The 23,556-nt window shown below is 72.1% G+C and carries 22 protein-coding genes; 8 read left to right on the top strand and 14 right to left on the bottom strand.

What is annotated here, in order from left to right; genetic code table 11:
* Positions 1–67: 67 nt before the first annotated feature.
* A complete protein-coding gene (locus ACZ5TL_RS13795; protein ID WP_468589772.1) occupies positions 68–1,270 on the top strand; it encodes an amino acid deaminase/aldolase in 1,203 nt (400 codons plus the stop codon).
* A gap of 12 nt (positions 1,271–1,282) precedes the next feature.
* Here the strand turns inward: ACZ5TL_RS13795 and ACZ5TL_RS13790 are convergent, their stop codons facing one another.
* From ACZ5TL_RS13790 to ACZ5TL_RS13775, 4 genes are read right to left on the bottom strand one after another with little or no spacing between them, the layout of a single operon-like run.
* The gene (locus ACZ5TL_RS13790; RefSeq protein ID WP_468590033.1) at positions 1,283–2,185 is read right to left on the bottom strand and encodes a DUF2510 domain-containing protein; all 903 of its coding nucleotides are present in this window, start codon (positions 2,183–2,185) and stop codon (positions 1,283–1,285) included.
* A gap of 48 nt (positions 2,186–2,233) precedes the next feature.
* Positions 2,234–3,019 (bottom strand): 3-oxoacyl-ACP reductase, encoded by a 786-nt coding sequence (locus ACZ5TL_RS13785; protein ID WP_468589771.1) that lies wholly within the window; start codon positions 3,017–3,019, stop codon positions 2,234–2,236.
* On the bottom strand, positions 3,016–4,389 hold the full coding sequence (locus ACZ5TL_RS13780; RefSeq protein ID WP_468589770.1) for an aldehyde dehydrogenase family protein: 1,374 nt from the start codon (positions 4,387–4,389) through the stop codon (positions 3,016–3,018). Before ACZ5TL_RS13780 ends, ACZ5TL_RS13785 begins: the two co-directional genes overlap by 4 nt.
* An 8-nt stretch (positions 4,390–4,397) precedes the next feature.
* Positions 4,398–5,762, bottom strand: a complete 1,365-nt coding sequence (locus tag ACZ5TL_RS13775) for a glutamine synthetase family protein (RefSeq protein WP_468589769.1) — start codon at positions 5,760–5,762, stop codon at positions 4,398–4,400.
* Positions 5,763–5,846: 84 nt separating this feature from the next.
* Here ACZ5TL_RS13775 and ACZ5TL_RS13770 point away from each other — a divergent pair, with 84 nt between their 5' ends.
* From ACZ5TL_RS13770 to ACZ5TL_RS13760, 3 genes are all read left to right on the top strand, one after another.
* A complete protein-coding gene (locus ACZ5TL_RS13770) occupies positions 5,847–6,584 on the top strand; it encodes a FadR/GntR family transcriptional regulator (RefSeq protein ID WP_468589768.1) in 738 nt (245 codons plus the stop codon).
* 156 nt (positions 6,585–6,740) lie between these two features.
* Positions 6,741–8,183, top strand: a complete 1,443-nt coding sequence (eat, locus tag ACZ5TL_RS13765; protein ID WP_468589767.1) for an ethanolamine permease — start codon at positions 6,741–6,743, stop codon at positions 8,181–8,183.
* Positions 8,184–8,218: 35 nt separating this feature from the next.
* Complete coding sequence (locus ACZ5TL_RS13760; RefSeq protein WP_468590032.1) at positions 8,219–8,893, top strand: gamma-glutamyl-gamma-aminobutyrate hydrolase family protein; 675 nt, start codon at positions 8,219–8,221, stop codon at positions 8,891–8,893.
* Between the two features lie 99 nt (positions 8,894–8,992).
* On the opposite strand, the gene ACZ5TL_RS13755 is transcribed toward ACZ5TL_RS13760, so the two are convergent.
* The 3 genes from ACZ5TL_RS13755 to ACZ5TL_RS13745 form a co-directional block, all read right to left on the bottom strand.
* Positions 8,993–9,922, bottom strand: coding sequence for a LysR family transcriptional regulator (locus ACZ5TL_RS13755; protein WP_468589766.1), 930 nt, complete (start codon positions 9,920–9,922; stop codon positions 8,993–8,995).
* Positions 9,923–10,105: 183 nt separating this feature from the next.
* Complete coding sequence (locus ACZ5TL_RS13750) at positions 10,106–10,828, bottom strand: helical backbone metal receptor (protein ID WP_468589765.1); 723 nt, start codon at positions 10,826–10,828, stop codon at positions 10,106–10,108.
* A complete protein-coding gene (locus ACZ5TL_RS13745) occupies positions 10,825–11,394 on the bottom strand; it encodes a helix-turn-helix domain-containing protein (RefSeq protein WP_468589763.1) in 570 nt (189 codons plus the stop codon). Before ACZ5TL_RS13745 ends, ACZ5TL_RS13750 begins: the two co-directional genes overlap by 4 nt.
* A 365-nt stretch (positions 11,395–11,759) precedes the next feature.
* On the opposite strand from ACZ5TL_RS13745, the gene ACZ5TL_RS13740 reads away from it, so the two are divergent.
* The 3 genes from ACZ5TL_RS13740 (at position 11,760) to ACZ5TL_RS13730 (ending at position 13,913) form a co-directional block, all read left to right on the top strand.
* Positions 11,760–12,017, top strand: a complete 258-nt coding sequence (locus tag ACZ5TL_RS13740; RefSeq protein ID WP_468589762.1) for a hypothetical protein — start codon at positions 11,760–11,762, stop codon at positions 12,015–12,017.
* A complete protein-coding gene (locus ACZ5TL_RS13735) occupies positions 12,017–12,946 on the top strand; it encodes a 5'-3' exonuclease (RefSeq protein ID WP_468590031.1) in 930 nt (309 codons plus the stop codon). Before ACZ5TL_RS13740 ends, ACZ5TL_RS13735 begins: the two co-directional genes overlap by 1 nt.
* 124 nt (positions 12,947–13,070) lie before the next feature.
* On the top strand, positions 13,071–13,913 hold the full coding sequence (locus tag ACZ5TL_RS13730) for a siderophore-interacting protein (protein ID WP_468589760.1): 843 nt from the start codon (positions 13,071–13,073) through the stop codon (positions 13,911–13,913).
* 16 nt (positions 13,914–13,929) lie between these two features.
* Here ACZ5TL_RS13730 and ACZ5TL_RS13725 read toward each other — a convergent pair whose 3' ends face one another.
* Positions 13,930–14,511 (bottom strand): GNAT family N-acetyltransferase, encoded by a 582-nt coding sequence (locus tag ACZ5TL_RS13725; RefSeq protein WP_468589759.1) that lies wholly within the window; start codon positions 14,509–14,511, stop codon positions 13,930–13,932.
* Between the two features lie 80 nt (positions 14,512–14,591).
* Between ACZ5TL_RS13725 and ACZ5TL_RS13720 the strand changes: the two genes are divergently transcribed.
* Positions 14,592–15,578 carry an RluA family pseudouridine synthase gene (locus ACZ5TL_RS13720; RefSeq protein ID WP_468589757.1) on the top strand — a complete coding sequence of 329 codons (987 nt, stop codon included), beginning with the start codon at positions 14,592–14,594 and terminating at the stop codon, positions 15,576–15,578.
* On the opposite strand, the gene ACZ5TL_RS13715 is transcribed toward ACZ5TL_RS13720, so the two are convergent.
* From ACZ5TL_RS13715 to ACZ5TL_RS13690, 6 genes are all read right to left on the bottom strand, one after another.
* The gene (locus tag ACZ5TL_RS13715; protein ID WP_468589755.1) at positions 15,572–17,086 is read right to left on the bottom strand and encodes a cytochrome P450; all 1,515 of its coding nucleotides are present in this window, start codon (positions 17,084–17,086) and stop codon (positions 15,572–15,574) included. The genes ACZ5TL_RS13720 and ACZ5TL_RS13715 overlap by 7 nt on opposite strands.
* Positions 17,087–17,173: 87 nt before the next feature.
* Positions 17,174–17,794, bottom strand: a complete 621-nt coding sequence (locus tag ACZ5TL_RS13710) for a GTP-binding protein (RefSeq protein WP_468589754.1) — start codon at positions 17,792–17,794, stop codon at positions 17,174–17,176.
* Entirely contained in the window at positions 17,775–18,173 is a 399-nt protein-coding gene (locus tag ACZ5TL_RS13705) for a DUF742 domain-containing protein (RefSeq protein ID WP_468589752.1), read from the bottom strand. The genes ACZ5TL_RS13710 and ACZ5TL_RS13705 overlap by 20 nt, the downstream gene beginning before the upstream one ends.
* Entirely contained in the window at positions 18,170–18,577 is a 408-nt protein-coding gene (locus ACZ5TL_RS13700) for a roadblock/LC7 domain-containing protein (protein WP_031141974.1), read from the bottom strand. Before ACZ5TL_RS13700 ends, ACZ5TL_RS13705 begins: the two co-directional genes overlap by 4 nt.
* Positions 18,574–20,217: a sensor histidine kinase gene (locus tag ACZ5TL_RS13695; protein WP_468589750.1), complete on the bottom strand. Its 1,644-nt coding sequence runs from the start codon at positions 20,215–20,217 to the stop codon at positions 18,574–18,576. The genes ACZ5TL_RS13700 and ACZ5TL_RS13695 overlap by 4 nt, the downstream gene beginning before the upstream one ends.
* 396 nt (positions 20,218–20,613) lie before the next feature.
* Positions 20,614–23,463 carry a DEAD/DEAH box helicase gene (locus tag ACZ5TL_RS13690; RefSeq protein ID WP_468589749.1) on the bottom strand — a complete coding sequence of 950 codons (2,850 nt, stop codon included), beginning with the start codon at positions 23,461–23,463 and terminating at the stop codon, positions 20,614–20,616.
* Positions 23,464–23,556: the final 93 nt, after the last annotated feature.

Raw genomic sequence — 23,556 nt, 5'->3', positions numbered from 1 at the left:
CGAGCCCGGGGCATCTGCCCGGAACGTCCCCCTACCCTGCGGTAATCGGGTCTGGCAGGCTGCGTTCATGACTGCGCGCGCCGCCGACCGGGCCCGTTACGACCGGGCCACCGCCCATCTCGACGCTCCTTGCGCGATCGTGGATCTGGAGGCTTTCGACGCCAACGCCGCCGACCTGGTCCGCCGTGCCGGGGGCAAGCCCGTCCGGGTCGCCAGCAAGTCCGTGCGGTGCCGGGCGCTGCTCGAACGCGTCCTGGCCCGGGACGGCTTCGCGGGGATCATGTCGTTCACGCTCGCCGAGTCGCTGTGGCTCGCCCGCTCGGGGTTCGACGACGTGCTGCTCGCCTACCCCTCCGCCGACCGTGCCGCGTTCGCCGAGCTCGCCGGTGATCCCAAGCTCGCCGCCGCCGTGACCGTCATGGTCGACGACGTCGCCCAGCTGGATCTGATCGACGCCTCCCGGGGCGGAGGACGTGAAGTCGTGCGGGTGTGCCTGGAGTTGGACACCTCGCTCAAGCTCCTCGGCGGACGCGTACGGGTCGGGGCCCTGCGTTCGCCGCTGCACTCCCCCGCCCAGGTCGCCGACGTGGCCCGGGCCGTGGCCCGGCGGCCGGGCTTCGAGGTGGTCGGGATCATGGCGTACGAGGGGCATGTCGCCGGTGTCGGGGACGCGGTAGCGGGACGGCCCCTGCGGTCCCGTGCCGTACGGCTGATGCAGGCCGCCGCCAAGCGTGAACTCGCCGTGCGGCGCGCGGAGGTGGTGCGTGCAGTGCGCGCCGTGGTGCCGGGTCTGGAGTTCGTCAACGGCGGGGGCACCGGCTCGGTGCAGCACACGGCCGCCGAGGACGCCGTCACCGAGATCGCCGCCGGGTCGGGGCTGTACCTGCCGCGGCTGTTCGACAACTACACCTCCTTCAGCGGCCCTCCGGCGGCGCTCTTCGCCCAGCCCGTCGTACGGCGGCCCGGAGTGGGCGTGGTGACGGTGCTCGGCGGCGGGTATCCCGCCTCGGGCGCGGCCGGGGCCGACCGGCTTCCTGTGCCGTACCTGCCCGAGGGGCTGCGCTACGACCCTCAGGAGCAGGCCGGTGAGGTGCAGACGCCACTGCTCGGCTCGCCCGCCGACGATCTGCTGATCGGTGACAAGGTGTGGTTCCGGCACGCGAAGGCCGGTGAGCTGTGTGAGCGGTTCGACGCGCTGCACCTGGTCGAGGGCGACGCGGTGACGGCGACCGTGCCGACCTACCGCGGCGAGGGCCACACGTTCCTGTAGCCGGCCCGCGGGTCAGTCCGACGGGCCGATGCTGCTGCCCACGCCGCCGCCGGTGTCCGCGTCGCCGACCGGGCGGATGCCCTTGGTGATGCGGTCCATGTCGGCGAGCGGCGGCCCGTCCCCGCCGGCGTCGAAGACGTACCGGACGAGGACCGGTGACTCGGTGCCGACGCTGGAGGGGAAGACGAGCGACTGGACGTAGCCGCCCGGGCCCTTGACGGTGTGCACGCGCCAGCGCACGAAGTACCCGGCGCGGCCCGCCACCGCGACCGGCCCGGACCCGACGACCTCGTGGGACTCCATACCCCCGTAGGGCTTGCGGCCGATCGCGTCGCGGTCGAAGGCGTCCTCGGCCGCCTCGGAGATGTCCGCCTGGGCGAGGGCCTCGGGGGACTTCTCGTCGTTCGCGGTCACGGTGCGGGAGATGACCAGGCCGTGACGGCAGACGGCGCCCTCGCCGGGGCAGTCGTACGTGCCGTCCGTCGTCATGACGACGTCGTCCTGGGCGACGTGCTGCGGACGGACCCAGCCGTCGAGCAGCGGGAACGTGACGCCGTTGAGCTGGTCCTCGACGACCGCGGGGTCGTCGGCGGACGGCTGCGACGCGGACGCCTCGGGAGCCGGCTCCGCCGGGTCGGACGGGGCGGGGGCGGAGGACGTCGGGGCGGTCGTGGTCTCCGCGCCGCTGTCGTCGCCGGTGCCGAGGACCACGGCTCCGGTGACGATCGCGGCGACCAGGACGCCCCCGGCGGCGAGGAGAGCGACGGTCTTCGCCCGCCCGGTGCCGCCGCGCGGGGGCGGCACCGGGGCGGGGGCCTCGGGCGCGCGGCGGTGCTCGGTCCAGGCCGTGCCGTCCCACCAGCGCTCCAGGTGCGGGGGATGCGGGTCGGGATACCAGCCGGGTGGGGGCGTCATGCTCATCCCGGCACTGTAGGGCGAGACCCGGGCCGCGCGGTCACGGCCTCACAGGGGTGTGACGTACGCCCCCGAGATCCCGCCGTCGACGAGGAAGTCGGTGGCGTTCACGAAGGAGGAGTCGTCGCTGGCGAGGAAGGCCACGGCGGCGGCGATCTCCTCGGCTTCGGCGAACCGGCCCAGCGGGATGTGCACCAGGCGGCGCGCGGCGCGTTCCGGGTCCTTGGCGAACAGCTCCTGCAGCAAGGGGGTGTTGACCGGCCCGGGGCACAGGGCGTTCACGCGGATGCCCTCGCGGGCGAACTGCACGCCCAGTTCCCGGGACATGGCGAGGACGCCGCCCTTGGAGGCCGTGTACGAGATCTGCGAGGTGGCCGCGCCCATCCTGGCGACGAAGGAGGCCGTGTTGATGATCGAGCCCCGGCCCTGGCGCCGCATGTAGGGGATGGCGGCCTTGCAGCACAGGTAGACGGAGGTGAGGTTGACCTCCTGGACGCGCTTCCAGGCCTCCAGGCCGGTCTCCAGGATGGAGTCGTCGTCGGGCGGGGAGATGCCGGCGTTGTTGAAGGCGATGTCGACGCTGCCGTAGGTGTCGTAGGCCGTCCTGAAGAGGGCCTCGACCTGCTCGGGGTCGGTCACGTCGACGTTCACGTAGGTGCCGCCGGCCTCCTTGGCGGCCGCCTTGCCGCGGGCCTCGTCGACGTCTCCGCAGACGACGTGCGCGCCCTCGGAGGCGAGGCGGCGGACGGCGGCGAGGCCGATGCCGCTGCCGGCTCCGGTGACGACGGCGGTGCGGCCGACGAGACGGCGGCAGATGCTTTCCTGGGCAGTCACTGTGCGGGGCCCTCCGTGCTGATGAAGACGTTCTTGGTTTCGGTGAAGGCGGCCAGGGCGTCGGGGCCGAGCTCGCGGCCGACGCCGGACTGCTTGTAGCCGCCGAACGGGGTCCAGTAGCGGACGCTGGCGTGGGAGTTGACGGACAGGTTGCCGGCGCGGACGGCCCGGGAGACGCGCAGGGCGCGGCCGACGTCGCGGGTCCAGATGGAGCCGGAGAGGCCGTAGGGGGTGTCGTTGGCCAGGCGGATCGCGTCCTGCTCGTCGGTGAAGGGCAGGAGGACGGCGACCGGGCCGAAGATCTCCTCGCAGGCGGCCGGCGAATCGGGCCGCTCCCCGGTGAGCACGGTCGGCGGGAACCAGAAGCCGGGCCCCTCGGGCGCGCTGCCGCGCAGGGCCGGGGCGTCGTCCGGCACGAAGCCCTTGACACGGTCGAGTTGCTGCCGGGAGATCAGCGGGCCCATCTGGGTCTTCTCGTCGGCCGGGTCGCCCACCACCACGGCGGCCAGGGCTTCCGCGAGCAGCTCTCGGACCTCCTCGTAGACCGTCTCCTGGACGAGCACACGGGTGCGGGCGCAGCAGTCCTGGCCGGAGTTGTCGAGGAAGGAGAAGGGGTCGACGGCGGTCTTCAGGTCGGCGTCGGCGAAGACGATGTTGGGGCTCTTCCCGCCCAGTTCGAGGGTGACGGGCTTGACCTGCTCGGCGCCGAGGGCCGCGACGCGCGTGCCGGTCCGGGTCGAACCGGTGAAGACGATCTTGGCGACACCGGGGTGCCGTACCAGGGCGTCGCCCGTGATGTCGCCGCGTCCCGGCAGGACCTGGAAGAGGTGCTCGGGGAGCCCGGCCTCCAGGGCGATTTCGGCCAGGCGCAGAGCGGTGAGCGGGGTGGTCTCGGCGGGCTTGAGGAGGACGGCGTTGCCGGCCGCGAGGGCGGGGGCGGTGCCCCAGGCGGCGATCGGCAGGGGGAAGTTCCAGGGTGCGATCACGCCGACGACGCCGAGCGGTTCGAGGATCGTGACGTTCAGGCCGCCCGGTACCGGGATCTGCCTGCCGGTGAGCCGCTCCACTCCCCCGGCCGCGTAGTCGAGCAGGTCGCGGACGTTGCCGGCCTCCCAGCGGGCGTTGCCGATGAGGTGCCCGGCCTCGCGGACCTCCAGCCGGGCCAGTTCCTCCAGGTGCTGGTCGACGGTGGCGGCGAAGCGGCGCAGGAGCCGGGCGCGGTCGCCGGGGGCGAGGGCGGCCCAGATCCGCTGTGCTCTGGCGGCCTGGGTGACGGCCGCGTCGACGTCGGCCGGACTCGCCCCGGCGACGGCGGCGACGACCTCCTCGGTCGCGGGGTTCAGCACGTCCAGAAGGTGCTCGGAAGACACGAAGGACCTCACATGCGTTCGAAGGAGCGGCGCAGCTCCCAGTCGGTCACCGCGGCGTCGAAGGCGTCCAGTTCGACGCGCGCCATGTTGCGGTAGTGCGCGACGACCTCGTCGCCGAAGGCGGCCCGGGCGACGGGGCTGTTCTCCCAGAGTTCGCCGGCCTCGCGCAGGGTGGTGGGGACGTGGTCGAGGTCGGCGGCGTAGGCGTTGCCGGGGCAGGGTTCGGGCAGCTCCAGTTTCTGTTCGATGCCGTGCAGTCCGGCCGCGACCAGTCCGGCGACGGCGAGGTAGGGGTTGACGTCGCCGCCGGGCAGGCGGTTCTCGAAGCGCAGGGAGCGGCCGTGGCCGACCACGCGCAGCGCGCAGGTGCGGTTGTCCTGGCCCCAGGCGACGGCGGTCGGCGCGAAGGAGCCGGGCTGGAACCGCTTGTAGGAGTTGATGTTGGGGGCGTAGAGGAGGGAGAAGTCACGCAGGGCGGCGAGCTGGCCGGCGAGGAAGTGGCGCATGACCTCGGACATGCCGCCTTCGAGGTCGCCGGCCATGGCGTTGGTGCCGTCGGCGTCGGCGAGCGAGAGGTGGATGTGGCAGGAGTTGCCCTCGCGCTCGTTGAACTTGGCCATGAAGGTGATCGACATGCCCTCCTGGGCGGCGATCTCCTTGGCGCCGGTCTTGTAGACGGAGTGCTGGTCGCAGGTGACCAGGGCCTCGTCGTAGCGGAAGACGATCTCGTGCTGGCCGGGGTTGCACTCGCCCTTGGCGGACTCGACGGTGAGGCCGGCGCCGGACATCTCGTTGCGGATGCGGCGCAGCAGGGGCTCGACGCGGCCGGTACCGAGGACCGAGTAGTCGATGTTGTACTGGTTGGCCGGGGTCAGGCCCTTGTAGCCGGCGTCCCAGGCCTGTTCGTAGGTGTCCTTGAAGACGATGAACTCCAGCTCGGTGCCGACCTGGGCGGTGTAGCCGAGTTCGGCGAGGCGCTCCAGCTGGCGGCGCAGGATCTGCCGGGGGGCGGCGACGACCGGGGAGCCGTCGTTCCAGGCGAGGTCGGCGTGGAGCATGGCCGTGCCCGCGTTCCAGGGGACGCGGCGCAGGGTGGTCAGGTCGGGGTGCATGGCGAAGTCGCCGTAGCCGCGGTCCCAGGAGGACATCGCGTAGCCGTCGACGGTGTTCATCTCGGTGTCGACGGCGAGCAGGTAGTTGCAGCCCTCGGTGCCGTGCCTCAGGACCTCGTCGAGGAAGAAGCGTGCGGCGAACCGCTTGCCCTGGAGTCGCCCTTGCATGTCGGGGAAGGCCAGGACGACAGTGTCGATCTCACCGCCCGCGACGAGGGTGTGCAGTTCCTCGACGCTCAGCGGGGGTGTGCGGTCTGCCACGGGAAGGCCTCCTAGGCTCCTTGGGTCCGCCGGGAGCCATAAGGTATTGCGGAGAACCATTGCTTGGGAAGGGGGTACGGCCACATGCCGGAGGAAGACGGCGGGGGCGAGGTGCGGGACGGGCTGACGCGGGTGCTGCGGCCGGTGCGCGCGGGCAACGGCTTCGAGGAGGCACTGGAGCAGATCCTCCAGGTCGTCCGGCTGGGCCTGGTGCCGGGGGGCGAGCGGCTGCCGGCCGAGCGGGAGCTCGCGGAGCGGCTGGGCATCAGCCGGGTGACGCTGCGCGAGGTGCTGAAGGTGCTCCAGGACCAGGGGCTGGTCGAGTCGCGGCGCGGCCGGTACGGCGGCACGTTCGTGCTGCCGCGCACGGACGCCGGCGGCGAGGACGAACTGCGGCGCCGGATCGCCGAGGTCGACATCGAGGACATGCTGCGCTTCCGGGAGGTACTGGAGGTCGGCGCGGCCGGGCTGTGCGCGGCGCACGGACTGGACGACGAGCAGGCACGGCGGCTGCGTGAGGCCCTGGCGCGCACGCACGACGCCCCGCTGACCGACTACCGCCGCCTGGACACGCTGCTGCACCTCACGCTCGCCGAACTGTCCGGCTCCCCCACGCTCACCGCCCAGTACGCGGCCGTCCGCGCGACCGTCAACGACCTGCTCGACTGCATCCCGCTGCTGGTGCGCAACCTGGAGCACTCCCAGCGGCAGCACACCGCCCTGGTGGAGGCCGTGATCGAGGGCGACGCCGACCAGGCGCGGGAGATCATGCGCGAGCACTGCGGGGGCACGGCGGCACTGCTGCGGGGCTTCCTCGGCTGAGCCGGGCGCTGTCGTGGCGCGGTGAGGATTTACGGGCGATTAACGGCACGGGGCTTGCCTTCCCCCGGTCGGCACCGCAAAGGTATGGCTCCATTCCATTGGATCGAAGCCCGCTCGCCCCCTCGTGACCGCCGCCGCCCCGTCGGGAGTCTGCCCATGTCCCAGGAACCCACCCTCACCCCCGCTCCGGCGGGGGACGACTATCTGGAGCGCAGAGCGCTCCGCCGCGGCAGCGCCGGCTGGGTGCTGCTGACCGGTCTCGGCGTCGCCTACGTCGTCTCCGGCGACTACTCGGGCTGGAACTTCGGCCTGGCCGAAGGCGGCTTCGGGGGCCTCGCGATCGCCATGGTCCTCATGGGCGCGATGTACGCGTGCATGGTCTTCGCCCTCGCCGAGCTGTCCTCGATCCTCCCGACCGCGGGCGGCGGCTACGGTTTCGCCCGGCGGGCCCTCGGCCCCTGGGGCGGCTTCCTGACCGGCACGGCGATCCTCATCGAGTACGTCCTCGCCCCGGCCGCCATCGTCATCTTCATCGGCGACTACGTCGAGTCGCTGGGCCTGTTCGGCCTGGAGTCGGGCTGGCCGATGTACCTGGTCTGCTTCGCGATCTTCCTCGGCATCCACCTCTGGGGCGTGGGCGAGGCACTGCGCTTCAGCTTCGTCGTCACCGGCATCGCGGTGGTCGCCCTGGTCGTATTCGCGGTGGCGGCACTGCCCGACTTCTCATTCGCCTCGCTGGACGACATCCCGGTCGACACCTCGGCCGCGGGGGCGAACTCCTGGCTGCCGTTCGGCCTGCTCGGCATCTGGGCGGCGTTCCCCTTCGGCATGTGGTTCTTCCTGGGCGTGGAGGGCGTCCCGCTGGCCGCCGAGGAGACCCGGGACCCCGCCCGTACGCTGCCGAAGGCGATCCGCTGGTCGATGGGCATCCTGGTGGTGCTGGCGGTGGTCACGTTCTTCGCGGCGGCCGGCGCGCGCGGCTCCGCCGCGATCCAGGAGGCGGGCAACCCGCTCGTGGAGGCGCTCCAGCCGGGCGGCGAGGCCACGACGCTGAGCCGGATCGTGAACTACGCGGGCCTGGCCGGCCTGGTGGCGTCCTTCTTCTCCCTGATCTACGCGGGCTCGCGCCAGCTGTTCGCCCTGTCCCGGGCGGGCTACCTGCCGCGCTTTCTGTCCCTCACCAGCCGCCGCAAGGCGCCCTACCTGGGCCTGCTGGTGCCGGGCACGATCGGCTTCCTGCTGGCTGCGGTGTCGGGCAACGGCGCCCGGATGCTGAACATCGCCGTCTTCGGCGCGACCATCTCCTACGCGCTGATGTCCCTGTCGCACATCGTGCTGCGCCGCCGCGAGCCGGAGCTGGCGCGGCCGTACCGTACGCCGGGCGGGGTGGTGACCTCCTCGGTCGCCCTGGTGCTGGCCTGTGCGGCGCTGGTGGCCACGTTCCTGGTGGACGTGACGGCGGCGTTCATCGCGCTCGTGGTCTACGCCGTGGCCGTCGCGTACTTCGGCCTGTACAGCCGCAAGCGGCTGGTGGCCAAGGCGCCGGAGGAGGAGTTCGCGGCACTGGCGGCGGCCGAGGCAGAGTTGGCACGGGACTGAGGTTCGACTGTGAGGGAGTTGTCGTGGCCAGGCCGTTGATCGGGGTCAGCACCTATCTGGAGTCCGGGGCACGCTGGGGCGTGTGGGAGCTGGAGGCCGCGCTGCTGCCGGTCGGCTACCCCCGGCTGGTGCAGCGGGCGGGCGGCCTGGTCGCGATGCTGCCGCCGGACGGCCCGGAGCACGCGGCCGCGGCCGTGGCCCGGCTGGACGGGCTGGTCATCGCGGGCGGGCCGGACGTGGAACCGGTCCGCTACGGTGCGGAGCGCGAGCCCCGGACGGGGCCGCCCGCGCCGGAGCGGGACGCGTGGGAGCTGGCTCTGATCGACGCGGCGCTCGGGGCGGGTCTGCCGTTGCTGGGGATCTGCCGGGGCATGCAGCTGCTGAACGTCGCGCTGGGCGGCACGCTCGTGCAGCACATCGACGGGCATGCGGAGGCCGTGGGCGTGTTCGGAGGGCATGCCGTCAAGCCGGTGCCGGGCAGTCTGTATGCCGGGGTCGTGCCGGAGGAGACGTTCGTACCCACGTACCACCACCAGGCCGTCGATCGTCTGGGCGAGGGCCTCGTCCCCTCGGCGTATGCGGGGGACGGGACTGTGGAGGCGGTGGAACTGCCGTCCGCCGCGTGGGTGCTGGGGGTCCAGTGGCATCCGGAGATGGGGGAGGACGTACGGGTGATGCGGGCGCTGGTGGAGGCATCGGCCCAGGCCTGACCTGCTTCCGGGCCGCCTCCGGGCCGCCTCCGGGCCGCCTCCGGGCCGCCTCCGGGCCGCCTCCGGGCCGCCTCCGGGCCGCCTCCGGGCCGCGAAAGGCTACCCCCGTGTCAGCGACAGCAGGTCCCGCGCCGGTCCGGTGGGGCGGTGTCCCGTGGGCCACACCGCCCGCAGATCCCGTGCCAGGGCCACCCCCTCCACCGGCACCCGTACCAGCCGCCGCATCGCAAGCTCCTCCCCCACTGCCAGTTCACTCAGCACCGCCGGACCGGCCCCGCTCACCGCCGCAGCCTTCACCGCCGTAGTCGAGGACAACTCGATCAGCGGCCGGGCCAGTCCGCCGAGCGCCGCGTCCAGGACCTGACGCGTACCCGAACCCTTCTCGCGCAGGATCAACGGCGTCGACGCCAGTTCCCGAGCGGCCAGCGACCTCCGCCGCCGGGCCCACGCGTGCCCCGGCGCGGTCACCACGATCAGCCGGTCGTGGGCGATCACCGTCGAGTCGAGCCCGGGCGGCACCGACAGCCCCTCCACGAAGCCCAGGTCCGCCTCGTCCGACAGCAGCCGCTCCGCCACCACCGTCGAGTTCCCGGCGTGCAGCGACACCGCCGTGTCGGGTCGCTGGGCGCGCAGCGCCAGCAGCCACCCCGGCAGCAGATACTCGGCGATCGTCATGCTCGCCGCCACCCGCAACCGCGAGTCACGCCGGTCGCGCAGCGCCTGCGCCCCCACGTCGAACGCCTCCGCCGCCTCCACGATGCGCCGCGCCCAGTCCGTCACCAGTGCCCCGGCGTCGGTGAGCCGGGATCCGCGGGGCGAACGGTCGACCAGCGCCACACCCAGCTGCCGCTCCATCGACCGGATCCGGCTGCTGGCCGCGGGCTGGGTGATGCCCAGCTCGCGCGCCGCCCCGCCCAGGCTGCCGAGCCGCGCCACCGCCAGCAGCAACTCCAGGGCACCGAGGTCCGGGACCCGGTGCGCCAGGGACCCGGCGACCGTCGGACCGCCCTGCTCCTCCGCGTTGCTCATAAACCCAGCTTATGCCGCCATCGGGGCAAAGTCCCTGGTGGTGCGCCTTCCCCTGCCTCACCGCTGAGTCATGGTCATCTCAGCCCAGCCTCTCGCGTGTCTGGGCTGCGTCCCTCGTCCTGCTCCTCGGGGTGCTGGTCCTCGCTCGGGGCACCGCGGTCGCGGGCACCGTGCGCGGGCTGGTCAGGGGCGAGCCGCTCGCAGGGCCAGGCCCAGCACCCGCGGCGCCTCGGTCAGCGACGGTCCGTACCAGGTCAGGTGCCGTCCGCTGACGAGCGCGCAGGGGAGGCCGGGGAAGGCTTCGGGACCGTCGTCGGCGGTGAACCGGTACGGCTCGTCCGGGAGGACCACCAGATCCGGTGCGCACGCGCGGAGTTCCTCCAGCGGGACGCGAGGGTAGCGGTCGGGGTGCGCCGCGTGCACGAGGTCGACGCCGAGGCGGGCCAGGACGGCGCCCGCGAAGGTGTCGCGGCCCAGGACCATCCAGGGACGGCGCCAGATCGGCACGACCGCCCTCAGCCGGGGGGACGGCGGCGGCAGGGACGACCAGGTCCGCTCCGCCTCGTCCAGCCAGCGCGGGCGGGCCGTCACCCCGCAGGCGTCCAGTACCCGGGCCAGTTCCCGGAAGGCCTGCGGCACCTCGCGGATCTCCGTCACCAGGACCTCGGTGCCCGCCTCCCGGAGGGCCGCGAGATCGGGCCCGCGGTTCTCCTCCTCGTTGGCGATCACCAGGTCGGGGGCGAGGGAGAGGATCCGGTCGGTCTTCGGGTTCTTGGTGCCGCCGACGCGTACGACGTCCGGCAGCGGCGGACGCGTGCACCAGTCGGTGGCGCCGACGACCGTTCCGGGCGGCGCGGACAGGGCCACGGCCTCCGTCAGCGAGGGGACCAGCGAGACGACCCTCACCGGCGCGGCCGGTCCCGGACCGCCTCGATGTGCTCCGCCACGGCGACGACGATCACCCGGGTGTCCGACTCCGTCGCCCGCCAGCGGTGCCGCACACCGCCGGTGAGGTACAGGGTGTCGCCGCGGCCCAGGCGGTAGGCACGGCCCTCCGCCTCGACCTCCGCCGCGCCGTCGGCGACGTACATCAACTGGTCGTTGCGGTACTGCAGTTCACGGCCCGCGTCATGGTCGCCGGTGAACTCGGAGGCGTGCATCTGGTGGTGGCCGCGCACCAGGGAGCGGGCCCGGGGCCGGGGCAGCGGCTCGATGCCGTCGTCGCGAACGACGTCCACGCTGCATGCCGGGTCGGCCGCGGCGAGGAGCTCCACGGCGGTGGTGCGCAGGGCGTCGGCGACCTTCTCCAGGGAGCTGGTGCTGGGCCGCGCCCGGTCGTTCTCGACCTGGCTCAGGAACGGGACCGACAGGCCGCTGCGCTCGGCCACGACGGCGAGGGTGAGCTCCAGGGCGCGGCGCCGCCGGCGCACGGCCGCGCCCACCCGCAGGGGCTGCTCTTTGTGGTCGCCCATCGCTCCGGCTCCCTCCTTCGCCCGTCGATCCGCTCCTCGTGTGCCGGTGTACCGGCGCACCGCTTGTGTTGAGTTGTCTGCACCCTACGCATGTTCGGCAAACCGTTTCATGCGGCCGTCACATCGACGTCATACGGGGTGACGCGCGACCTCACAGTTCGCGCCAGGGGATCCGCCGTCCAAGGGGCCGGGGCGGGGATTCCTCCCGGGGCAGGAACAGGGAGGGAGAGGGGGTTCGGGGGGTGGCGTAGCGCTCTGTGGTTGTCCGGATCCCGTTCGTGGGACCGGGTGCGGGGCGGGACGCGGCGTGTCGCGCGTCCCACCCCCGAACCCTACTGCGGGGTCATCCGGTCCACCATGTCCGAGTGCCGCTTCAGCCACGCGGCGACGGCCTCTTCCTCGTGGTCCTGTCCACGGTCCTTGATCTCGCTCTCCAGGCTGCCGAGCTCGTCCTCTTCAGCAGGTCCACCTCACCGGTGCCCGGCTCGATGCCGATGATCCTGCCCTTGACGGTGTACCAGGTGCCGAGGTCGTCCAGCTGCTCGCCGTACTTCTTCGTCGCGGGACGCGCACAGTGCGACGCGTCGTGCAGCCGCGAGTGCTGTCGGTGGCGTACGGCATGATGCGTGGCGTGACCGGACGACTGATGCTCCTCGACACCGCCTCCCTGTACTTCCGCGCCTATTTCGGCGTCCCGGACTCGGTCAGGGCCCCGGACGGCACGCCGGTGAACGCCGTGCGCGGGTTGCTCGACTTCATCGACCGCCTGGTCAAGGACCACCGGCCCGACCAGCTCGTGGCCTGCATGGACGCCGACTGGCGGCCGCACTGGCGGGTGGAGCTGATCCCCTCGTACAAGGCGCACCGCGTCGCCGAGGAGCACGCGGCCGGGCCGGACGAGGAGGAGGTGCCCGACACGCTGTCGCCGCAGGTGCCGGTCATCGAGGCGGTGCTGGACGCGGTGGGCATCGCCCGCGTGGGCGTCGCGGGGTACGAGGCGGACGACGTGATCGGCACGTTCACGGCACGGGCGACGGGCCCGGTCGACATCGTCACGGGCGACCGCGACCTGTACCAGCTGGTGGACGACGCGCGCGGGGTGCGCGTGCTGTACCCGCTGAAGGGCGTGGGCACGCTGCAGCACACCGATGAGGCGGTGCTGCGTGCGAAGTATGGGGTCGACGGGAGCGGGTACGCGGATCTGGCTCTACTGCGCGGCGACCCCAGCGACGGCCTGCCGGGCGTGCCGGGTATCGGCGAGAAGACGGCCGCCAAGCTGCTGGCCGAGTTCGGGGACCTGGCCGGGATCCTGGCGGCGGTCGAGGACCGGCGGTCGAAGCTGACGCCGACGCAGCGCAGGCGGCTGGACGAGGCGCGCCCGTACCTGGCGGTCGCGCCGAAGGTGGTCCGGGTCGCGGACGACGTGCCGCTGCCCGACGTCACCACAGCGCTGCCACGGAGCCCGCGCGACCCGGCGGCACTGAAGGAACTGGCGTCCCGCTGGGGGCTGGGCGGGTCACTGGAGCGCCTGCTGGCGACGCTCTCGGCGTGACGGAACGCGGGCCGGCGACCCTCCTGGGACGGCCGGCCGTCAAGTACCTCTCGTCCGAGAGGTGTGAAGCGGGGGCGAGGTGCTAACTTAGGTAACCCTAACTATGTGAGACAGGGAGGTCCTCATGGCAGAGCGACCGGGACGCCAGCCGCGCAGGCTCCACTCCGCGCAGGTCGTCCGAACCGAGCGACTGACCCCGCACATGCAGCGTGTGGTGCTCGGCGGCGAGGGCCTCGCCGACTTCGCGGCGGGCACGTGCACCGATCACTATGTGAAGCTGCTGTTCCCGCCCCGGGGCGTGACCTATCCGGAACCCTTCGACCTGCAGCGCGTCCGCGATGAGCTGCCGCGCGAACAGTGGCCGGTGACCAGGACGTACACGGTGCGCCACTGGGACGCCGAACACCGCGAGCTGACGCTGGACTTCGTGATCCACGGCGACGAGGGCCTGGCCGGGCCCTGGGCCTCGCAGGTTCAGCCGGGCGAGGCCGTGCGGTTCATGGGCCCCGGCGGGGCGTACGCGCCCGACCACGGCGCCGACTGGCACCTGCTCGCCGGCGACGAGAGCGCGCTGCCCGCGATCGCCTGCGCCCTGGAGTCCCTGCCGCGCGGGGCCCGGGCGTACGCCTTCGTAGAGGTCTCCGGGCCCGATGAGGAGCAGAAGATCGACTCGGAGGTCGAGGTCGTCTGGCTGCACCGCGGCGCCCGGCGCCCGGGCGAGGCCTTGGTGGAGGCCGTGCGGAACCTGGACTTCCCCGAGGGCCACGTCCACGCCTTCGTGCACGGCGAGGCGCACTTCGTGAAGGAGCTGCGCCATCTGCTCCGGGTCGAGCGCAACGTCGCACGCGAGGACCTCTCGATCTCCGGCTACTGGCGCCGCGGCCACGACGAGGACGGCTGGCAGGCGTCGAAGCGGGAGTGGAACGCCCGCATCGAGACGGAGCAGGAGGGCGCGTCGGCGGCCTGAAGGGTGTGGGCCCTCCTCAGTCGCCCCGCACCCACGCGTGCAGATGCATGTCGTGCCAGCCGTCCGGCTGCAGGATCGCGCTGCGCTTGGTGCCTTCCAGGGCGAAGCCCGTCCTCGTGGCGACGCGGCAGGACGCCTCGTTGCGGACGGCGTGCAGGAGCTCCAGCCGGTGGAGGCCGACCTCGTCGAAGGCCCAGCGGGCCAGCGCGGTCGCGGCCCGGGCGGCGACGCCCCGGCCCCGTGCCGCAGGGGCGGTCCAGTACGCCACCTCCGCCGTCGCGTCGTCGAGCCGTATCTCGCGCAGCGCCACCCGCCCCAACAACGCGTCCGAGTCCGCGTCGACGACGGCCCACTGCGCCTCCCGCTCCTCCTTCCACGCTTGGCACCACTCGCCGATCCAGCCGGTGACCTCCTCCTCGGAGTCGGCGGCCCTGGCGTGCCACTGGTGCATCAGGGGGTCCTGGAAGACCTCGTACACCGCGGGCGCGTCCCCGGCCCGCCAAGGGCGCAGGAGAAGTCCGTCGCCGGCCGGGACGATGGGCTGCGGACGGTGGGCGAGGGCCCCGGCGGTCAGTACCGGGCTGATGAGGAACGGCATGCCCGCATCCTGGCAAGGAGGCGCCGGCCGGGCCCAGCGGTTTTCCACCACCGTCCACCGGCCTCGTAGGCTGAACCGCGATGAGACGCAAGACCCGCACGCCGCCCTCTCCCCTGCCCCAGCGCCATGGCGTCGACCCGGTGCGGGTACGGCTGCCCGCCGCGGGGGCCTGGGCCACCGTGCGTGAGCACCTTATCGAGCGGCTCACCGGGGCGGGAGACGGAGTCGTCGACGGCATGTTCGACGGGGGGCTGATCGTCGGGGCGGACGGACGGCCCGTCGCGGCGGACGCGCCCTATGTGCCCGGGATGTTCGTGTGGTTCCACCGCGAACTGCCCGACGAGGTGCCGGTGCCCTTCCCGCTGGAGGTCGTGCACCGGGACGAGCACCTCGTCGTCGCCGACAAGCCGCACTTCCTCGCCACCACCCCGCGCGGCGGCCATGTCGCCGAGACCGCGCTGGCCCGGCTGCGCCGGGATCTCGGCATCCCCGCGCTCAGTGCCGCGCACCGCCTGGACCGGCTCACCGCCGGGCTCGTGCTGTTCACCGTGCGTCCCGAGGAACGCGGCGCGTACCAGACACTGTTCCGGGACCGGCGCGTGCACAAGGAGTACGAGGCCGTGGCTCCGTACGACCCCGCCCTCGTCCTCCCGCGGACCGTACGCAGCCGCATCGTGAAGGAGCGCGGGGTGCTCACCGCCCGGGAGGTACCGGGCGAGCCCAACGCCGTCAGCCGCGTGGAGCTGATCGAGCACCGCCCGGACGGGCCCGGCGGACTCGCCCGGTACCGGCTGGTCCCGAGCACCGGGCAGACGCACCAGCTGCGGGTGCACCTGACCGCACTGGGCGTACCGATCCTCGGCGACCCGCTCTACCCCGACGTGACCGGCCCCGTACCGGCCGGTGACTTCCGGCGTCCGCTCCAACTGCTGGCACGCGCCCTGGAGTTCACCGACCCGGTCACGGGCGCGGAGCACCGGTTCCGCAGCCGCCGCGCGCTCGCGGCCTGGGAGTCCCACGACGGGTGGGCCGCCGGGACGTCCGACGGCCCGTCGGACGGTCAGTAGCCGCGCCACCAGCTCAGGAAGCGCCGCCAGACGCCGTTGCGGCGGACCGGCTCCTGCGCCGCCGGCTGCGGGGGGACCGGCTGAGGCTGAGGTTGCGCCGGCGGTCGGGGTTGCGGCTGCGGCTGCGGCTGCGGTTGCGCGGGGGGCGGCGCGGGCTGCGTCTGCGCGCTGCCGATCTGCCAGTCGGAGCGCTGGGCGGGGACGGCCTTGTGGTTCGGCTGCTCCGACACGTCCTGCGGCGGCTTGGGCGAGAACTGCACCGGCAGTTCCACCAGGTGCCGGGAGGCGATGGACGCCGTCCAGCGCAGTTCCTCCTCGTCGCAGTCGAGTTCCACGTCCGGCAGCCGCATCAGCAGCGCGTCGACGCCGACGTCGGCGATGGAACGGCCGATGTCCTGCCCGGGGCACTCGTGTGGGCCGCCGCCGAACGCGAGGTGAGACCGGTTGCCCTGCATGCTGGCCTTCAGGTCCGGCCGCACCCGCGGATCGACGTTGGCCGGAAGCGGGGCGAACAGAAGCCCGTCGCCCCGGCGGATGCGCTGCCCGCCCAGCTCGGTCTCCTGCTTGGCGAAGTAGGCGAAGACCGTGCTGAACGGCGGCTCGTTCCACAGGGACTGCTCCACCGCCTCCGGCACGGTCATCTGGCCACCGTTGAGCTGAGCCCGGAAGCGCGGGTCGATCAGCACCGTGAGCAGCACGTTCGACAGCAGGTTGGTGGTGGCCTCGTAGGCCGCGAAGAGTACCAGGCGCAGGTGCTCCCGGACCTCGTCGTCACTCAGCCGGGCCGGGTGTGTGATCAGATAGCTGGCGAGATCCTCCTCCGGCTGGGCGCGGCGCCTGACGGTGAGCCGGCTCAGGGCCTCCATCACGTAGGCGTGGCTGTCGATCGCGGTGTCGGTGCCCTTGAGCGCGTCACGGGCGGCTTCGACGATCCGCTCGTTGTACTCGTCCGGCATGCCGAGGATCTCGCACATCACCGCCATCGGCAGGTGCTCGGTGAACTGACCGACGAGGTCGGCCTCGCCCACCTCGCAGAACCGGTTGACGATCGCCTGCGTACTGCGGTTGATGTAGCGGCGCAGACTGCGGAAGTCGATGGTCGAGATGGCGCCCATGACCGCACCGCGCAACCGCTTGTGCTCGTCGCCCTCGGCGTGCGAGGCGATGGGCTGCCAGGCGATGTGCGGCATGAGCGGGTGGTCGGGCTTGACGAGGCCCTCCCTGAGCGGGGTCCAGATACGGCTGTCCCGGCAGAACTGCGAGGGCGAGCGCACCATGTGCAGGTTCTCGCCGTGGCCGAGCACGATCCACATCGGCACGTCGTCGTGGAGCAGTACCGGCGCCACGGGGCCGTGTTCCTCCCGCAGTTGCTCGTACAGCGCTCCAAGGTCCTCCGACTCGTGCAGCCGGTGCAGTTTCCCGGGCCCGAGGCCGTGCGCGGGGCAGCCGGGGGGCGGGCCGGTGGGGAAGGCGTCCGTACCGGCCGGGGCGTGGGATTCAGGCGTCACAGTGGTCGCTCCGAAAATGAGGTAAATCCATGCGTATGAGGGGAAGGTGGGGCTGGCGGGGCAGGTGGGGCGAGTGCGGGCATCGGTTCAGCCGCGAGAGCCCGTCATGGCCAGCGAGTGCAGGAAGCGCATGAGGGTCATCAGGACGTCGCGGCTGGAGGCCCGCCGCCGCGCGTCGCACTCGATGATCGGGATGTCCGGCGTGAGATCGAGGGCCGTGCGCAGCTCCTCGACGGCGTAACGCGGGGCGTCGGGAAAGGAGTTGATGGCGACGACGAACGGCACGCCGCGCTCCTCCAAGCGCCCCATGACGTCGAAGCTGACCTCCAGCCGCCGGGTGTCGACCAGCACCACCGCGCCGAGCGCGCCCTCGAACAGGCCGTTCCACAGGAACCAGAAGCGCTGCTGGCCGGGTGTCCCGAAGAGGTACAGCACGAGCTGCTCGGTGATGCTGATCCGGCCGAAGTCCATCGCCACCGTGGTGGCCGTCTTGGACGCGGAGCCGAAGTTGTCGTCGACACCGATGCCGGCCTGCGTCATGGTCTCCTCGGTGGTCAGCGGTGTGATCTCGCTGACCGAGCCGACCATGGTCGTCTTGCCGACGCCGAAGCCACCCACGATCACGATCTTGGCCGCGGCCTGCGCCGTGTGGGGCAGCTGGTCCTCGGCCCGGGGGCCCGGGATGGTGTCAGAGCCGTTGAAGTCCATTCATCACCGCTTCGAGGAGGGAACGGTCGGTGCGCGCCTTGCGGACGATCGGGGCACGCGCCTGCACCAGTTGCGCCGTCAGCAACTCGGTGAGCAGCACGCCCATCGCGCTGAACGGCAGGTGGAGGTAGGCCGACAGCTCGGCCACGGACAGGGGGGCGGCGCAGAGTCGGAGCAGCGCCGCCTGCTCGGGAGAGGCAGAGGGCGGCGGGTCCGTGGCACGCGCCACGATTAACGTCACCAGGTCGAGCTCGGCCCGTTCACCGTCCGGGCCGGCCACCACGTACATCCGCTCCGGGTTACCGGGTTTGCCCTCGCCGTCCTTGGGCGTGGGCGGTTCCGGGGCGAGGTCGCGCCTCTGGCGTTGGGGAGGCGTCATACGATCTGCCCGTTCCGCCGGGGCGGACTGGTGAGGTGGCCGCCGATCCGGACGACCAGGTCGCGCATCATCGCGCTCATCCGGCCGGGTTCGCACCGCACGTCGGAGAGCACGGCGAGGAAGGCGTTGGCTCCGGCGCTCATCAGGTAGAAGTAGCCGCGGTCGATTTCGATCATGACGAGCTTCATCTCGCCGTCACCGACGGTGAGTTCCTGGCAGACGCTGCCCGCGAGGGACTGCAGCCCTGCGCAGGCCGCGGCGACCCGGTCGGCCGCGTCGGGCTCGCCGCCGTAGCGGGCGATGCGCAGACCGTCGGCCGAGAGCACCACGATCATCTCGATGCCCGGCACGCCGTCGGCGAGTTGCTTGAGCATCCAGTCGAAGTTGCCTCGCTGCTGGATCACTTGAGGTCCCCCTCGTCATCGGCCTCTGTGGGAGCCGGGTCGTTGAGCAGGTGCAGGTACTTGGTCGGGTTCCTGATGAAGTCGGTCGGGTGAGTGCCGGGCTCGATGCCCTGCTTGAGCCCCTCCCAGAAGGCCTCGAGACCCTTGCCGGGGGCGTCGGGCGCCGACATGTCACGCAGAGGCTTGGTCTCGGGCTCCTGCGTCGCCGCCCATGGGTTGTACTCGCCCCGTTCGGCGGCCTCCCGGTCGGCCTTCTCGTTGGCGGCCTGCTGGGCCAGTCGCTCGGCGAGCGGCATCTTCACCCTGCTGCGGCGCTGCGGCAGGCCGTTCGCGGTCCACTCGGTGACCTCGGGGACGTCGTCGTCCTCCAGGGAGACCGTGGCGGGGATCTTCGGGCTGGTGGGGCGTCGCTTCTTGGGTGTGCGCTTCGGCCCCTCGGGGATGCCGACCGTCATGGGGATGCCGGTGGCGCCGATGCCGTGGGCGAGTCCGACCCCGGGCTCGTGGGTGATCATCTCGCTCGGCACGATGAGGATGGCGCGGACGCCGCCGTACGCGGAGGCGCGCAGCGAGACCTGCATGTTGTACGCCGTGCAGAGGCGGCCCACAACGGCCAGGCCCAGGCGCGGGTGCTCGCCGATGTCCTGCAGGTCGAGGCCCGCCTTGGCGGCCTCGAGCATGCCCTCGATCCGGGCCCGCGCCTCCTCGTTGAGGTTGACACCGCCGTCCTCGATCTCGATGCACACACCGGTCTGCACCTCGGTGGCGGTGACGTGCACCTTCGTCTGCGGCGGGGAGTAGCGCGTGGCGTTGTCGAGGAGTTCGGCGGCGGCGTGGATGACCGGCTCGACGTAGATGCCCTTGACGCTGACCTTGGCGATGGAGGACAGCTGGATACGCCGGTACTCCAGGATGCGGGACATGGCGCCGCGCAGCGTGCTGTAGAGGGACACCGGTGCGGGCCACTGCCGCCCGGGGCGGCCGCCGCCGAGGACGGAGACGGAGTCGGCGAGGCGGCCGATCAGAGCGTTGCCGTGGTCGATGCGCAGCAGGTCGTCGAAGACCTCGGGGTTGCGGCCGTGGTCCTCCTCCATCTCCCTAAGTTCCTCGGCCTGCTGGTGGATGATCGCCTGGACGCGGCGGGCGACACTGACGAAGGAGCGGGCGGAGGCGTCACGCATCGTCACTTCGCGGTCGACGATCCTGAGGACCGTCAGCAGCGTCTCGGCCTGCGGCGCGGGGAGGTCGCGGTACTCGGGGTTGGCGAGGCCGAGCTTGCGAATCACCTCCCGGGGGGATTCTCCGGTGCGCAGCAGGTCGAGTGCGGCGGGGACGATCTCCCGCGAGAAGCGGACCAGTTCGTTCTCGTGGGCGGCGATCCGCTGCTCCAGACGCGCCGTCTGACGGGCGTGCTCGGCACGCTGGTTCCGCAGGGCTCGGCCGCGGCGCACCGCCTCGGCCGCCGTCGCGATCACCAGCGCTGTGGCGATGCCACCGCACCAGCCGACGGCGAGCCGGGCCGGCGCCGCCACCAGGGCGACGGCGGCTCCGGTCGCGGCGGCCATCACTATGGCCGGCATCAACAGCACGCGCGTGTAGGGGAGTTCACGGCGACCTGGAGGGGATTGAACACTCACCATGTGTGCCTTCTGACAGGAGTCGACTGAGGTTCGCGGGGACTTGCCGGGGGGTATGTCATGAAACTGTCTAGGTCTTCCGCACATTGGGGAACAAACGACCGAATTCATCTCAAGCCGGCGCGCTGCGGGCGAGCTTAGTCCGACCGGATCATCGCCGGGTCATGTTCAGCAACTGCCGGAAACCGGTCGCGAAGGGATAGTAGGCTCACTCGTTTACACGCTGAGACACCGTTCGAATACGGTACGTAAGGCCGTGCGGGTATACGAAAACCCACTCACCGTGACGGGTGAATGGGCTTCGGTACCACGCCGTTCAAGGGGCGCGGGCCCGTGTCGTTTGCGGCTCCGCCGCGGGGGCGCGGGCAACCGAGGGCGACCGGCACCCGCGCCGCGGGCTCACCCCACGGACGAGTAGGCGACGACTCCCCGCAGCAGCAGGTCAACGGCCTTGCGTGCGTTCTTCACCACGGAAGACCCCTGGGGCGCCGCCGCCGCGATCTGCCCCAGCACGTCGATGACCTGCTTGCACCACCGCACGAAGTCCCCCGCGGGCATCTCCGCCTCGCGCAGCACCTCGTCGAGTCCCTTCCCGGAGGCCCACATGTACGCGGGCCAGGCGAAGCCGAGATCGGGCTCACGCTGCCCGACGCCTTCGGTCTGGTTGATCCGGAACTCCTCCTCCAGCGCGTCCAGCCGCCCCCAGATCCGCACCGTCTCGCCCAGCGCGGCCTTGGCCTTCCCCGACGGCAGCTTCGGCGCCAGCGCGTCGTCCCCGACGCGCGCCTCGTACACCAACGCCGAGACGCACCCGGCCAGTTCTGCCGGTCCGAGCCCCTCCCAGACGCCCTCGCGCAGGCACTCGCTGGCGAGCAGGTCCAGCTCGCCGTACAGCCGCGCGAGCCGCTTGCCGTGCTCGGTGACCTCGTCGGCGCGCAGGTAGTCCAGCTCGGTCAGCAGCGCCACGATGCGGTCGAACGTGCGGGCGATCGTGTTGGTGCGGCCCTCGATCCGCCGCTCCAGCTGCGAGGTGTCCCGCAGCAGCCGGTGGTACCGCTCGGCCCAGCGGGCGTGGTCCTCGCGGTCGCTGCACCCGTGGCAGGGGTGGGCGCGCAGCGCGGTCCGCAGCCGGGCGATCTCGCGGTCGTCGGCCGCCTGGGAGCGCCGCTTGCGGTGCCGGTCCGCCGGGATGTGCCCGGCCTTGGTGCGCAGCGCCGACGCGAGATCCCGACGGGACTGCGGGGAGCGCGGGTTGAAGGACTTCGGGATCCGCATCCGCTCCAGCGGCTCGACCGGCACCGGGAAGTCGATGGCCGCCAGCCGCTTCACCTGCCGCTCGGCGGTCAGCACCAGCGGGCGCGGCCCGTCGTGGTGCTCGAAGCCCCGATGGCCGTTCGAACGGCCCGCCGGCAGGCCCGGGTCCAGCACCAGGGCCAGACCCGCGTACTTGCCGGTGGGCACGTGGATGACGTCACCGGGCTTGAGCTTCTCCAGCGCGACGGCGGCCTCCGCGCGCCGCTGTGCCGCGCCCTGCCGGGCGATCTCGTTCTCCCGGTCCTTCAGGTCGCGGCGCAGGCGCGCGTACTCCTCGAAGTCGCCGAGGTGACAGGTCATGGAGGCCTTGTAGCCCTCCAGGCCCTCCTCGTTGCGCTGCACCTGCCGGGAGATCCCGACGACCGACTTGTCCGCCTGGAACTGCGCGAAGGACGTCTCCAGCAGCTCGCGCGAGCGGTGCCGGCCGAACTGCTCGACCAGGTTGACCGCCATGTTGTACGAGGGCTTGAAGCTGGACCGCAGCGGGTACGTGCGCGTGCCGGCCAGGCCTGCCAGGTGCTCGGGGTTCATGCCGCGCTGCCAGAGCACCACGGCGTGGCCCTCGACGTCGATGCCGCGTCGCCCGGCCCGGCCCGTCAGCTGGGTGAACTCGCCCGGGGTGATGTCCGCGTGCTGCTCGCCGTTCCACTTGACGAGTTTCTCAAGCACCACCGAACGGGCCGGCATGTTGATGCCGAGCGCGAGGGTCTCGGTCGCGAACACGGCCTTGACCAGCCCGCGCACGAACAGCTCCTCGACGACCTCCTTGAAGGTCGGCAGCATGCCCGCGTGGTGGGCGGCGATACCGCGCTCCAGGCCCTCCACCCACTCGTAGTAGCCGAGGACGTGCAGGTCCTCGCGCGGGATGGACGCCGTGCGCTCCTCGACGAGGGATCGGACCCGCTCGCGTGCCTCCTCGTCGTTGAGCCTGAGCCCCGCGTACAGGCACTGCTGGACGGCGGCCTCGCAGGCGGCGCGGCTGAAGATGAAGGTGATGGCGGGCAGCAGGCCCTCGGCGTCGAGCCTCTCGATGACCTCGGGCCGGCTCGGCGTCCACACCCGGGACCGCTGTCTGCGCTCGCGCTCCCGGTCGGCCTCGCGCAGGGACCGGCCGCGCCGGCGGTCCTGGTACGACGGCCGGCTCGCCTCCATGCGCGCCATGCGCGTGAGGTCGGGGTTGACGGCCTTCTTCTGGCCCTCGCCCTCCTCGAACAGGTCGTACATCCGCCGCCCGGCCAGCACGTGCTGGAACAACGGCACGGGCCGGTGCTCGGAGACGATCACCTCGGTGTCACCGCGGACCGTGTCGAGCCAGTCGCCGAACTCCTCGGCGTTCGACACGGTCGCCGAGAGCGAGACGAGCGTGACCGACTCGGGGAGGTGGATGATCACCTCTTCCCATACGGCGCCCCGGAACCGGTCGGAGAGGTAGTGGACCTCGTCCATGACCACGTGGCCGAGGCCGAGGAGGGTCTGGGAACCGGCGTACAGCATGTTCCGCAGCACCTCGGTCGTCATCACGACCACCGGGGCGTCGGAGTTGACGCTGTTGTCGCCGGTGAGCAGGCCCACCCTGTCCGTGCCGTAGCGGCGGCACAGGTCGGCGTACTTCTGGTTCGACAGCGCCTTGATGGGCGTCGTGTAGAAGCACTTCTTGCCCTGCTGGAGGGCGAGGTGGACGGCGAACTCGCCGACGATCGTCTTGCCGGAGCCGGTGGGCGCGGCGACCAGCACGCCCTTCCCCGCCTCGAGCGCCTGGCAGGCCTCGATCTGGAAGGGGTCGAGGCCGAAGTCGTACATCTCGCGGAAGGAGGCGAGCGCGGTGGCCTGCTCGGCAGCGCGCTTGCGGGCTGCCGCGTACCGCTCGGCCGGTGAGAGATCCTCTGTCATCGTGCTTTCGAGCGTACCGGGCCGCACTGACAACAGGACGATCATTATCCGGATCACACGCGGCCCGCTCGGTGATCACCATGACGACCGCGGCAACCGAAGGTGCCCCCGCCCTTGCCGGGTGGGGGCACCTCGTCG

It is taken from the genome of Streptomyces sp. NPDC033136 (genome assembly GCF_055578235.1).
This window is presented reverse-complemented; position numbering and strand designations above follow the sequence as displayed.